We start from the raw sequence: 12,191 nt of genomic DNA, 5'->3' as shown, positions 1-12,191 counted from the left end.
GCACTAGACTTTCCGTAGCGTCTCCCTTGCGGCAGTCGACATCAGCCCTACAAAGCCCGCCAGAGGGGACCGAGGCGTGTCGTCCCGACATGCCGCCAGCAAGGGAGAGTAGAATGCGCATTCTCGCAGGACTGACGGGGGTTGCCGCCCTCATCGCCTTCTCCGCCACGCCGGCCATGGCCGAGTGCAACTGGTCCAAGATGTCGCAGACGACGCCGACGACGACGACCGCCGAGGCTCCGCAGAGCTCCACCGCGACCAGCGGCACTCTGGTCGTTGCCGGCAACACGACCACGCAGACCGCAACCCAGACCGCGGAATAACCAGCCGCGCGTCAGCGGCACGGTTTGCCGCTCCCCCGCGATCACGCAAAAGGCCCGCACCGGCAACCGGCGCGGGCCTTTTGTCATCTTCCGCTCCGGCGTGAGCGCGCCAGGCCAGGTACTCGTCAGGCGTGGATCGGCTTGGCGAAGGCGGCCATCGCAGCCTCCTTCACGGCCTCGCTCATCGTCGGGTGAGCATGGCAGGTGCGCGCCAGATCCTCGGCCGAGCCGCCGAACTCCATCAGGACGGCAGCCTCGTGGATCATCTCGCCGGCGCCGTGGCCGATGATGTGAACGCCGAGGACCTTGTCGGTCTCCGCATCGGCGAGAACCTTGACGAAGCCTTCCGTGTGGTTGGTCGCCTTGGCGCGGCCATTGGCGATGAAGGCGAACTTGCCGACCTTGTAGGACACGCCCTCGGCTTTCAGCGCCTCTTCGGTCTTGCCGACATCGGCGACCTCGGGGCTGGTATAGACGACGCCCGGAATGACGCCGTAGTTCACATGGCCGGCCTGGCCCGCGAGCATTTCGGCAAGGGCAACGCCCTCGTCCTCGGCCTTGTGGGCCAGCATCGGGCCGGCGATCACGTCGCCGATGGCATAGATGCCCGGCACGTTGGTCTGGTAGTGGCCGTCGGTCTTGACCCGGCCGCGCTCGTCGAGCGCAACGCCGACCTCTTCGAGGCCGAGGCCCGAGGTGTAGGGTCGGCGGCCGATGGCCACGAGCACCACATCGGCCTCGAGCGTCTTGGCAGCCGCCTCGCCGCCGCCGGCCGGCTCGACCGTGACGACGAGCTGCTTGCCCGTCTTCTCCACGGCCGTGACCTTGGAGGACAAGTGGAACTCGACGCCCTGCTTCTTGAGGATGCGCTGGAAGTTGCGGGAAATGTCCGCATCCATCGGCCCGAGGATCTTGTCCATGAACTCGACGACCGTGACCTCGGCGCCGAGACGGCGCCAGACGGAGCCGAGCTCCAGGCCGATCACGCCGGCACCGACGACAACCAGCTTGCCCGGGACCTTGTCGAGCTCCAGCGCGCCGGTGGAGGAGACGATCTGCTTCTCGTCGATCTCGACGCCGGGCAGCGGGGCCACGTCGGAGCCGGTGGCGATGACGATGGACTTCGCCTCGATCTCCTGCTTCGAGCCGTCCTCGGCGGTCACCTCGACGCGGCCGGCCGCAAGGATGCGGCCCGTGCCGTGGAACGGCGTCACCTTGTTCTTCTTGAACAGGAATTCGATGCCGCTGACATTGCCGTCGATGGTCTTCTGCTTGTGGCCCATCATCGCCTTGAGATCGAGCTTCGGCTTGCCGACCTTGATGCCGAAGTCCTCGAAATGCTCGGCCGCCTCCTCGAACAGCTCGGACGTGTGCAGCATCGCCTTGGAGGGGATGCAGCCGATGTTCAGGCAGGTGCCGCCATGGGTGGCGCGCTTCTCGACAACGGCCACCTTGAGGCCGAGCTGGGCCGCCTTGATGGCGCAGACATAGCCGCCGGGGCCGGTGCCGATGACGACGAGATCAAACTGTGACATAGCATTCGCCTCTTGTTTCATTCGTTCGGGCGGACGTGCCGCCATGTTCCAGTGTCAGGGCAGGATCGAGCGCCCGCCGGACACGTCGAGAATTGCGCCGGTCGTGTAGCTGGCGGCGTCGGACAAGAGCCAGGCAATCGCCTCGGCACATTCCTCGGCCCGCCCGGCGCGCAGCATCGGCAGCTCGGCCGCCACCCGCCGCGCCCGGTCGGGATCGCCTCCCGACGCGTGAATTTCCGTATCGATGATGCCGGGACGTATGGCATTGACCCGCACGCCCTCGGCCGCGACTTCCTTGGCAAGACCGACGGTGAACGTGTCGACCGCCCCCTTGGCCGCGGCATAGTCGATGTACTGCGCCGGCGAGCCGATCTTGGCCGAGGCCGACGACACGTTGACGATGGCCCCGCCCTGGCCGCCGTGGGCCGTCGACATGCGGCGCACGGCCTCGCGGGCGCACAGGATCGTGCCGAGAACGTTGATGTCGAAGATCCGCCGCAGCCGCTCGACGGACATGTCCGTCAGCCGTGCGGCAACGTCGACCACGCCGGCATTGTTCACAAGGCCGGTCAGGCGGCCGATCCGGTCGGCCTCGGCAAAGGTCCGCAGGCAATCGTCTTCGCTCGCGACATCCGCCTGCAGCGCCACCGCACGGCCGCCCCCGGCCTCGATCTGCGAGACGACCTCCCCTGCACGCTCCGGGCTCGACACATAGGTCACAAGGACCGTCGTGTCCGGCTGCGCGAGGCGCAGCGCCGCCGCCGCGCCGATGCCGCGGCTGCCGCCTGTCACGATCACGACGTTTTCGGTCCGGGGTTCGGTCATGGTTTCTCCGTTGAGGACGACTGCGGCACGGATCAACGATCGGCGAGGGCGAGCCTGGCGCCGAAGCCGGCGAAGGCGAGCGCGACCGTTCGGCTCATCCAGGTCATGACCTGCCGGCTGCGCAGGATGCGAGCGCCGAGCGCAGCGGCAAAGACGCCGTAGCCGATGAACACGACCAGCGTCAGGCCCATGAACACGCTGCCCATGGACAGGATCTGCAGGGATACGGCTCCCTCGCCCGGCACGATGAACTGCGGCAGGAAGGCAAGGAAGAACAGCGACAGCTTCGGGTTCAGCACGTTGATCAGGAACCCGGTCCGGGCCACCGCAACGAGATCGGCGGGCGCCGACTGCCGGTCGAAGGCCAGCGGTCCGGCCTCGCGGAAGGCCTGCCAGGCCAGATAGAAGAGATAGGCGGCGCCGGCATATTTCAGCACCTGGAAGGCCAGTGCGCTCGCATGCAGCAGCGCGGCAAGGCCGAAGGTTGCCGCAATCAGCGCCGGCAAAATGCCGAGCGTGCAGCCGAAGGCCGCGACGATGCCGGGAACCCGCCCGCGCGCCAGGCCGGTCGCCACCGTGTAGACCACGCCGGTTCCGGGAACGAGAACGACGACGAGAGCGGTGAGCAGGAAGTCCAGTCCCATGGAAATCTCCCTCAACTGGCTGCGAGGCGGCGCCGGACAGTGGCGACGATGGCGCCATGCAGCGCCAGAACGACAACAAGGGACACGGCGTGATGGACAGCCCCCGCAGTCGCAGCGATCTGCGCGAAAGCCCATATCCCGAGCGGCAGGAACAGCAGGACCGCAGTCCACAGGCCGGGGTTGCTCCTGCGCAGGGCCACCCCCTGGACGACATGCAGCACGGCGTTGACGAGCAGCAGGTAGACGCCGATGAGCCCCCAGCCGCTGGCGATGCCCCGCATGAGCCAGATCGCCAGCACCATCACACCCCACACACCGGCGACGTTGACGATGAAGACGGTCGGCACGCTCAGCACCTCGCGGCCCTTGCCGATCACCTCGTTGACGAAGGCGCGAAACCGGTCGCCGTCATGCTCTTCGAGCTGGTGCAGCATGTAGACGGGAAGTGCGAGAAACACGAGGCGCTCGCCCAATGTCCAGCCGGCCGTCAGCAAGGGAGCGAGGGCCAGCAGCACCACGCCCGACAGCGCGCCGCCATAGACCCAGTTTTCCTGCAACCGCCGGATCGTGCCGCTCATCCTCCGCCTCCGCTGGACCTCGCCGCGCCCCCGCCCCGGCCTCGGGACGCAAAGGACCGGCTCGCCGAAACGCCGCCTGCGGCCGGTGCCGCGACGGCGGAGAAACCGGTGCCAGGCAGACATCCGCCCGGCACCGCATTCCTGACGTCAGAGGTCGAGGACGAGACGCTGAATGTCCTCGAGGCTCTCCTTGACGCGGACGAGGAAGGTCACCGCTTCCTTGCCGTCGACAATCCGGTGATCGTAGGACAGGGCCAGATACATCATCGGCCGCGCCACGATCTGACCGTTCACGACCATCGGCCGCTCCTGGATCTTGTGCATGCCGAGAATGCCCGACTGCGGTGCATTGAGGATCGGCGAGGACATCAGCGAGCCGTAGACGCCGCCGTTGGAGATGGTGAAGGTACCGCCCTGCATCTCGTCCATGCCGAGCTTGCCGTCACGCGCCTTGCGGCCGAGTTCGGCGATCTTCTTCTCGATCTCGGCGATCGACATCTGGTCGGCATCGCGCACGACCGGAACCACCAGACCCTTGTCGGTGCCGACGGCGACGCCGACATGGCAGTAGTTCTTGTAGATGATGTCGGTGCCGTCGATCTCGGCATTGACCGCCGGGATCTCCTTCAGCGCATGGCAGACCGCCTTGGTGAAGAAGCCCATGAAGCCCAGCTTCACGCCGTGCTTCTTCTCGAACAGGTCCTTGTAGCTGGAGCGCAGCTCCATCACCGGCCCCATGTCCACCTCGTTGTAGGTGGTCAGCATGGCGGCGGTGTTCTGCGCATCCTTCAGACGGCGGGCGATGGTCTGGCGCAGCTTGGTCATGCGCACCCGCTCCTCGCGAGACGCATCCTCGGCACCGGACGGCGCACGGGCGGCGACCGGGGCTGCAGAGGCGGAAGACTGCTGCGTCATGCCGGTGGCGACGGCGGCGATAACGTCGCCCTTCAACACCTGGCCACGCTTTCCGGAGCCGGCGACCTGGTCGGCGGCAACGCCCTTCTCCGCCATCATCTTGGCAGCAGAGGGCGCCGGCGGCATGTCGGTGCCGGCCGCTGCGGCCGGGGCCGGCGTCTCGGCAGCAGGCGCCTTGGCCGGGGCGGCAGCACCCGCGCCAACGGCGATCTTCAGCAGCAACTGGCCGGGAGTGACCGTGTCGCCGGTCTTGGCGGAAATCTCCACCACGGTGCCGGACACCGGCGCCGGGATCTCCTGGGCGGCCTTGTCGGTCTCCAGCTCGACGAGCACGTCGTCGGCCTTGACCTGGTCGCCGACCTTGACGAACCACTCGCCGACATCGGCTTCCGTGACGCTCTCGCCGGCCGACGGCACCACCACGTCGACGGTCTCGGCCGAAGAGGAGGCGGCGGCGGCAGGAGCGGACTTGGCGCTCTCCGCCTTCGGCGCGGAGGCCTTGGCGGGCGAGGCAGCAGCCGCGCCGGCGCCTTCGGAGATCTGTCCCAGCAGGGCGCCGACCTCGACGGTGTCGCCTTCCTTGACCAGGATGTCGGTCAGCGTACCGGAGGCCGGGGCCGGAACCTCGACGGTCACCTTGTCCGTCTCCAGCTCGACGATGGGCTCGTCCGCGTTCACCTTGTCGCCGGGCTTCTTGAACCACTGGGCGATGGTCGCCTCGGTCACGGATTCTCCGAGGGTGGGCACTCGAATTTCGGTCGCCATGATCAAAATCTCTTTCATCCGGTGGCTGCACGGAACCGCCTTCGGTTCCCCGCGCTAGCGATGGAGTCTTGCGTTTCCGGCACGCGAGGAGCCGGGAATAGGCCGGCTCCCGGACCCTTGTCCGGGAGCCGCAAAGGCTAGTCGGCGAAGGCCTCGTCGAGGAACGCCTGCAGCTGCGCCATGTGCTTCGACATCAGGCCGGTGGCCGTTGCAGCGGATGCGGCACGGCCGACATAGCGCGGCCGCGGATGCTTGGCGTCGATCTGGCTCAGCACCCACTCGAGGTAGGATTGCACGAAGAACCAGGAGCCCATGTTCTTCGGCTCTTCCTGGCACCAGACGAAATCCGCATCCTTGAACCGCGCCAGTTCGGAGACGAGCGCCTTGGTCGGGAACGGATAGAGCTGCTCCACGCGCAGGAGATAGACGTCGTCGATCCCGCGCTTCTCGCGCTCCTCGAACAGGTCGTAATAGACCTTGCCCGAACACAGCACCACGCGGCGGATCTTGTCGTCCGGCTTCAGCTTGATGTCGCTGTAGCCTTCCAGCTGCGCGTCGTCCCACAGAAGCCGGTGGAACGCCGAGCCGTCCGAGAACTCATCGAGGCGGCTGACCACGCGCTTGTGGCGCAGCAACGACTTCGGCGTCATCAGGATCAGCGGCTTGCGGAAGTCGCGCTTCAGCTGCCGGCGCAGGATATGGAAGTAGTTCGCCGGCGTCGTGCAGTTGGCGACCTGCATGTTGTCTTCCGCGCACATCTGCAGGAAGCGCTCCAGGCGGGCGGAGGAGTGCTCCGGCCCCTGGCCCTCATAGCCGTGCGGCAGCAGGCAGACGAGGCCCGACATGCGAAGCCACTTGCGCTCGCCCGACGACAGGAACTGGTCGAAGACCACCTGCGCGCCGTTGGCGAAGTCGCCGAACTGGGCTTCCCAGAGCGTCAGGGCGTTCGGCTCGGTCAGCGTGTAGCCGTATTCGAAGCCGAGCACGGCCTCTTCCGAGAGCATCGAGTTGATGACCTCGTAACGGGCCTGATCCTTGCGCAGGTTGTTGAGCGGGATGTAGCGCTGCTCGTCTTCCTGGTCGTAGAGGACCGAGTGGCGCTGCGAGAACGTGCCGCGCTCGCAGTCCTGGCCCGACAGGCGGACGGCATGGCCTTCCAGCAGCAGCGTGCCGAAGGCAAGCGCCTCTGCCGTTGCCCAGTCGATCCCCTCGCCGGTCTCGAACATCTTCTCGCGGTTGTCGAGGAAGCGGCGGATCGTGCGGTGGACGTTGAAGCCGTCCGGCACGCCCGTCAGGGCCTTGCCGACAAGCTTCAGGTCCTCCATCGGCATCGCCGTCTGGCCCCGGCGGGGATCGTCGAGATCCTGCGCCTGCTTCAGGCCCGACCACTTGCCGTCGAGCCAGTCGGCCTTGTTCGGCTTGTAGGCCTGCCCCGCGTCGAACTCCTGGTCGAGACGGGCACGCATCTCGGTACGCATCCCCTCGAGCTCGTCGGAGGTGATGACGCCTTCCTTGATCAGCTTCTCGGCATAGATCTGCAGCGTCGTCGGATGGCTGCGGATCTTGCGATACATGATCGGCTGCGTGAACGCCGGCTCGTCGGACTCGTTATGGCCGAAGCGGCGGTAGCAGATCATGTCGATCACCACCGGCTTGCCGAAGAGCTGACGGAACTCCGTCGCCACCTTGGCCGCATAGACCACCGCTTCCGGATCGTCGCCGTTCACGTGGAAGATCGGCGACTCGATCATCTTCGCCACATCGGACGGGTACGGCGAGGAACGCGAGAAGCGCGGGTTCGTCGTGAAGCCGATCTGGTTGTTGATGATGAAGTGGATCGAACCGCCGGTCCGGTGACCGCGCAGCGCGGACAGGCCGAAGCACTCGGCGACCACGCCCTGGCCGGCAAAGGCGGCATCGCCGTGCAGCAGCAGCGGCAGGACCTTGGACCGGTCGACTTCGGTCGTCTCGACCCAGCGGCCGTTGACGGCCGACAGCTGGTCCTGCTTGGCGCGCGCCTTGCCGAGCACCACCGGATCGACGATCTCCAGGTGCGAGGGGTTGGCGGTCAGCGACAGGTGGACCTTGTTGCCGTCGAACTCACGGTCGGAGGAGGCGCCGAGGTGATACTTGACGTCGCCCGAACCTTCCACGTCGTCGGGGGTGAACGACCCGCCCTTGAACTCGTGGAAGATCGCGCGCAGCGGCTTGCCCATGACCTGGGACAGCACGTTGAGGCGGCCGCGATGGGCCATGCCGAAGACGATCTCCTGCACGCCGAGCGCACCGCCGCGCTTGATGATCTGCTCGAGTGCGGGCAGCAGCGCCTCGCCGCCGTCGAGACCGAAGCGCTTCGTGCCCGTGTACTTGACGTCGAGGAACTTCTCGAAGCCCTCAGCCTCGATCAGCTTGTTGAGGATCGCCTTCTTGCCCCGGGGGGTGAACTCGATCTCCTTGTCCGGACCCTCGATGCGCTCCTGGATCCACGCCTTCTCCGCCGGATTGGAGATGTGCATGAACTCGACGCCGAGCGTCGAGCAGTAGGTGCGCTTGAGGATGTCGAGCATTTCGCGAAGCGTCGCGAACTCGAGGCCCAGCATGTAGTCGATGAAGATCTTGCGATCCCAATCGGCCTCGGTGAACCCGTAGGAGGAGGGATGCAGCTCCTCGTGATCCACCTGCTCCTTCAGGTTCAGCGGATCGAGGTCGGCATGCAGATGACCGCGCATGCGATAGGCGCGGATCATCATCAGCGCGCGAACCGAGTCGCGCGTCTGCTGCTGGACGTCGGCATCGGTCAGGGTCGCGCCCTTTGCCTCCGCCTTTGCCTTCAGCTTGTCGCCGATTGCCTTCTCCACCGGCGCCCAGTTGCCGTCGAAGGCATTGACCAGATCGCCGTTCGCCGTAAGCGGCCAGTCGGCACGCTTCCAGGAGGCGCCGCGCGCCTCCTTCAGCACATCGGCTTTTTCGTCAGCCAGATTGGAGAAGAAGTCGCGCCAGGTCTCGTCGAGAGAGCCGGGGTCTTCCTTGTATCGCGCGTAGAGATCTTCGATATACGCTGCGTTGCCGCCGTAGAGAAACGACGTCATCGCGAAGGCATTGTTCGCGTCCTGCCGAGCCATCACTATAGCGAGGTTGCCCCCGCCCGCCTCTTGAGGGGAGCCCTTTCACGCAGCGCCCCGGTAAACGGATGTGGGATGAAGCAGCGCGATGCGTGTCCCGCGCCGCTCCTGTTCAAAGCGGTACACGGGAAACTTCCTTGAGGGAAGCTCCCGTGCCCCATATGTGGCTGCGAACTCGGTAAATAAACCGGTAATCGCGGAAAAATCAGCCCTTGAGAACCTCGAGAAGGGTCTCACCGAGCTTGGCCGGCGACGGGGAAACGCGGATGCCCGCCTCTTCCATCGCCGCGATCTTGTCCTCGGCTCCGCCCTTGCCGCCGGAGATGACGGCGCCGGCATGGCCCATGGTGCGACCCGGAGGCGCCGTACGGCCCGCGATGAAGCCGGCCATCGGCTTGCTGCGGCCCTTCTTGGCCTCGTCCTTGAGGAACTGGGCAGCCTCTTCCTCGGCCGAACCGCCGATCTCGCCGATCATGATGATCGACTTGGTCGCGTCGTCGGCGAGGAACATCTCCAGGATGTCGATGAACTCGGTGCCCTTGACCGGATCGCCGCCGATGCCGACGGCCGTGGTCTGGCCGAGGCCCGCGTTCGAGGTCTGGAACACCGCCTCATAGGTCAGCGTGCCGGAGCGCGAGACGACGCCGACCGAGCCCTTCTTGAAGATGGAGCCCGGCATGATGCCGATCTTGCACTCTTCCGGCGTCAGGACGCCCGGGCAGTTCGGGCCAAGCAGACGCGACTTGGACTTCTCCAGCCGGGCCTTGACCTTGACCATGTCGGCGACCGGGATGCCTTCGGTGATGCAGACGATGAGCGGCACTTCCGCCTCGATCGCCTCGATGATAGCGGCGCCCGCACCTGCCGGCGGAACGTAGATCACCGACGCATCGGCGCCGGTCGCCTCCCGGGCTTCGCCGACGGTGGCGAAGATCGGCAGCGAAGCGGCCGCATCAACCCCCGAAGTCCAGCTTTCGCCGCCCTTCTTGGGATGCACGCCGGCGACCATCTTGGTGCCGTAATAGGCCAGGGCCTGCTCCGTGTGGAACGTACCGGTCTTGCCGGTCAGGCCCTGGACGATGACCTTGGTGTCTTTGTTGACGAGAATGGACATCACGCGGCCTCCTTCACGGCCTTGACGATCTTCTGCGCGGCGTCGTCGAGATCATCGGCGGCGATCACGTTGAGACCGCTTTCATTGATGATCTTCTTGCCGAGTTCGACATTGGTACCCTCGAGGCGGACGACGAGCGGCACCTGGAGGCCGACTTCCTGCACGGCCGCGATCACGCCTTCCGCGATCACGTCGCAGCGCATGATGCCGCCGAAGATGTTGACCAGGATGCCCTTCACGTTCGGATCGGAGGTGATGATCTTGAACGCGGCCGTGACCTTCTCCTTAGAGGCGCCACCGCCGACATCGAGGAAGTTCGCCGGCTCGGCGCCGTAGAGCTTGATGATGTCCATGGTCGCCATGGCGAGGCCGGCGCCATTGACCATGCAGCCGATGTCGCCGTCGAGGGCCACATAGGCGAGGTCGTACTTGGAGGCCTCGATTTCCTTCTCGTCCTCCTCGGTGATGTCGCGCAGTTCGACGATCTCCGGGTGGCGGAAGAGAGCGTTGCCGTCGAAGGAGACCTTGGCGTCGAGAACGCGCAGGCGGCCGTCCTTCATGACGATCAGCGGGTTGACCTCGAGCAGGCTCATGTCCTTCTCGACGAAGGCCTTGTGCAGGATCGGGAACAGCTTCATGCCGTCTTCGCGCGCCGCACCGGTCAGCTCCAGCGCATCGCAGAGCTTGGCCGCATCGGCCTCGGTCACGCCCGCCTCCGGATCGATCGGCAGGGTGTGGATCTTCTCCGGCGTCTCCTCGGCGACGGCCTCGATGTCCATGCCGCCCTCGGTCGAGACGACGAAGGCCGGACGGCCGACGGTGCGGTCGACGAGGATGGAGAGATAGAGCTCACGCTCGATATCGGCGCCGTCCTCGATATAGAGGCGGTTGACGACCTTGCCGGCCGCGCCGGTCTGCTTGGTCACCAGCGTGTTGCCGAGCATTTCGGCCGCGTGCGACTTCACCTCGTCCAGCGAGAAGGCGAGACGAACGCCGCCCTTTGCGTCGGGGCCGAGTTCCTTGAACTTGCCCTTGCCGCGACCGCCGGCATGGATCTGGGACTTCACGACCCAGAGCGGGCCGGGAAGCTGCTTGGCGGCGGCCTCGGCCTCGTCGGCCGAGAAGATGGCCACGCCATTGGCCACCGGCGCGCCGTAGGCCTTGAGAACCTCTTTGGCCTGGTATTCGTGGATGTTCATGTGTCTATCCCCGGATGGTTTTGACAGAGCTCGCCCAATGCGAGACGGGAGGCCAGCGGCCTCCCGTGAAACTGTCCTCAGGCAAGCGCCGGCTGGATCTTCTTGCAGGCCTCGACCAGGCCGTCGACAGACGCGACGGACTTGTCGAAATTGGCCTTTTCCTCGCCCTCGAGAGAGATCTCGATGATACGCTCGACACCGTCGGCGCCGATCACGACCGGAACGCCCACATAAGTGTCGTTGAGGCCGTACTGGCCGGTCAGATGCGCGGCGCAGGGCAGCACGCGCTTCTTGTCCTTGAGGTAGCTCTCGGCCATGGCAATGGCCGAGGAGGCCGGAGCGTAGAAGGCCGAGCCGGTCTTCAGCAGGCCAACGATCTCTGCGCCGCCGTCACGGGTGCGCTGGACGATCTCCTCGAGACGCTCGGCGGTGCACCAGCCCATCTTGACGAGGTCCGGAAGCGGGATACCGGCGACGGTCGAGTAGCGGGTCAGCGGCACCATCGTGTCGCCGTGGCCGCCCAGCACGAAGGCGGTCACGTCCTCGACGGAGACGTTGAACTCCTCGGCAAGGAAGTAGCGGAAGCGGGCGGAGTCCAGCACGCCGGCCATGCCGACGACCTTGTTCGCCGGAAGACCGGAGAACTTCTGCAGGGCCCAGACCATCGCGTCGAGCGGGTTGGTGATGCAGATGACGAAAGCGTCCGGGGCATGCGCCTTGATGCCTGCGCCCACCTGCTCCATCACCTTCAGGTTGATCTCGAGCAGGTCGTCGCGGCTCATGCCGGGCTTGCGCGGCACGCCGGCGGTGACGATGACCACGTCGGCACCGGCGATCGCCTCGTAGGAGTTGGCGCCCGAGAGCTTGGCATCGAAGCCGTCAACCGGGGAGGATTCGGCAAGGTCGAGCGCCTTGCCCTGGGGGGTACCTTCGGCGATGTCGAAGAGGACGATGTCGCCGAGTTCCTTCAGGCCGGCGAGGTGGGCGAGCGTGCCGCCAATCTGTCCCGAGCCGATCAGAGCGATCTTGTTCCGAGCCATATCCTGTTGCTTCCCTTTACGTAAAATGGAGCATTGGCCGTTCTCAACGGTCGCGCATGGCACTAAACCCTTTGGCGCGAGGGTGCAAGCTAATCGAAGGAATAGAGGCGCGCGGGCGGGCCCGGATGCGG

10 protein-coding genes are annotated in these 12,191 nt (G+C 66.0%); 1 reads left to right on the top strand and 9 read right to left on the bottom strand.

Features of this window, described 5'->3' with window-relative positions:
- Window positions 1–113: 113 nt before the first annotated feature.
- Window positions 114–323, top strand: a complete 210-nt coding sequence (locus tag GH266_RS15495) for a hypothetical protein (RefSeq protein ID WP_158194632.1) — start codon at window positions 114–116, stop codon at window positions 321–323.
- 125 nt (window positions 324–448) lie between these two features.
- On the opposite strand, the gene lpdA is transcribed toward GH266_RS15495, so the two are convergent.
- From lpdA to mdh, 9 genes are all read right to left on the bottom strand, one after another.
- Window positions 449–1,858, bottom strand: coding sequence for a dihydrolipoyl dehydrogenase (lpdA, locus tag GH266_RS15490; protein ID WP_158194631.1), 1,410 nt, complete (start codon window positions 1,856–1,858; stop codon window positions 449–451).
- A gap of 54 nt (window positions 1,859–1,912) precedes the next feature.
- A complete protein-coding gene (locus tag GH266_RS15485; RefSeq protein ID WP_158194630.1) occupies window positions 1,913–2,683 on the bottom strand; it encodes an SDR family oxidoreductase in 771 nt (256 codons plus the stop codon).
- Window positions 2,684–2,715: 32 nt separating this feature from the next.
- Window positions 2,716–3,327, bottom strand: coding sequence for a LysE family translocator (locus tag GH266_RS15480; protein WP_158194629.1), 612 nt, complete (start codon window positions 3,325–3,327; stop codon window positions 2,716–2,718).
- Window positions 3,328–3,338: 11 nt separating this feature from the next.
- Window positions 3,339–3,905: an HXXEE domain-containing protein gene (locus GH266_RS15475; RefSeq protein WP_158194628.1), complete on the bottom strand. Its 567-nt coding sequence runs from the start codon at window positions 3,903–3,905 to the stop codon at window positions 3,339–3,341.
- Between the two features lie 147 nt (window positions 3,906–4,052).
- Window positions 4,053–5,585: a 2-oxoglutarate dehydrogenase complex dihydrolipoyllysine-residue succinyltransferase gene (odhB, locus tag GH266_RS15470; protein WP_158194627.1), complete on the bottom strand. Its 1,533-nt coding sequence runs from the start codon at window positions 5,583–5,585 to the stop codon at window positions 4,053–4,055.
- A 137-nt stretch (window positions 5,586–5,722) separates the two neighbouring features.
- A complete protein-coding gene (locus tag GH266_RS15465) occupies window positions 5,723–8,707 on the bottom strand; it encodes a 2-oxoglutarate dehydrogenase E1 component (RefSeq protein WP_158194626.1) in 2,985 nt (994 codons plus the stop codon).
- A gap of 205 nt (window positions 8,708–8,912) precedes the next feature.
- On the bottom strand, window positions 8,913–9,821 hold the full coding sequence (gene sucD, locus GH266_RS15460) for a succinate--CoA ligase subunit alpha (RefSeq protein ID WP_158194625.1): 909 nt from the start codon (window positions 9,819–9,821) through the stop codon (window positions 8,913–8,915).
- Complete coding sequence (sucC, locus tag GH266_RS15455) at window positions 9,821–11,020, bottom strand: ADP-forming succinate--CoA ligase subunit beta (protein WP_158194624.1); 1,200 nt, start codon at window positions 11,018–11,020, stop codon at window positions 9,821–9,823. Before sucC ends, sucD begins: the two co-directional genes overlap by 1 nt.
- 77 nt (window positions 11,021–11,097) lie before the next feature.
- Window positions 11,098–12,060: a malate dehydrogenase gene (gene mdh, locus GH266_RS15450; RefSeq protein ID WP_067223361.1), complete on the bottom strand. Its 963-nt coding sequence runs from the start codon at window positions 12,058–12,060 to the stop codon at window positions 11,098–11,100.
- Between the last annotated feature and the right edge of the window lie 131 nt (window positions 12,061–12,191).

This window comes from Stappia indica, assembly GCF_009789575.1.
Taxonomy (GTDB): Bacteria; Pseudomonadota; Alphaproteobacteria; order Rhizobiales; family Stappiaceae; genus Stappia; species Stappia indica_A.
The sequence above is the reverse complement of the archived record's forward strand: the minus strand, read 5'-3'. Positions and strand labels throughout refer to the sequence as shown.

Bases quoted from the DNA above. Each gene is read 5' to 3' on its own strand.
- GH266_RS15475 (WP_158194628.1), bottom strand. From the start codon at position 3,905: ATGAGCGGCACGATCCGGCGGTTGCAGGAAAACTGGGTCTATGGCGGC.
- GH266_RS15480 (WP_158194629.1), bottom strand. From the start codon at position 3,327: ATGGGACTGGACTTCCTGCTCACCGCTCTCGTCGTCGTTCTCGTTCCC.
- odhB (WP_158194627.1), bottom strand. From the start codon at position 5,585: ATGGCGACCGAAATTCGAGTGCCCACCCTCGGAGAATCCGTGACCGAG.
- GH266_RS15485 (WP_158194630.1), bottom strand. From the start codon at position 2,683: ATGACCGAACCCCGGACCGAAAACGTCGTGATCGTGACAGGCGGCAGC.
- lpdA (WP_158194631.1), bottom strand. From the start codon at position 1,858: ATGTCACAGTTTGATCTCGTCGTCATCGGCACCGGCCCCGGCGGCTAT.
- mdh (WP_067223361.1), bottom strand. From the start codon at position 12,060: ATGGCTCGGAACAAGATCGCTCTGATCGGCTCGGGACAGATTGGCGGC.
- sucD (WP_158194625.1), bottom strand. From the start codon at position 9,821: ATGTCCATTCTCGTCAACAAAGACACCAAGGTCATCGTCCAGGGCCTG.
- GH266_RS15495 (WP_158194632.1), top strand. From the start codon at position 114: ATGCGCATTCTCGCAGGACTGACGGGGGTTGCCGCCCTCATCGCCTTC.
- GH266_RS15465 (WP_158194626.1), bottom strand. From the start codon at position 8,707: ATGGCTCGGCAGGACGCGAACAATGCCTTCGCGATGACGTCGTTTCTC.
- sucC (WP_158194624.1), bottom strand. From the start codon at position 11,020: ATGAACATCCACGAATACCAGGCCAAAGAGGTTCTCAAGGCCTACGGC.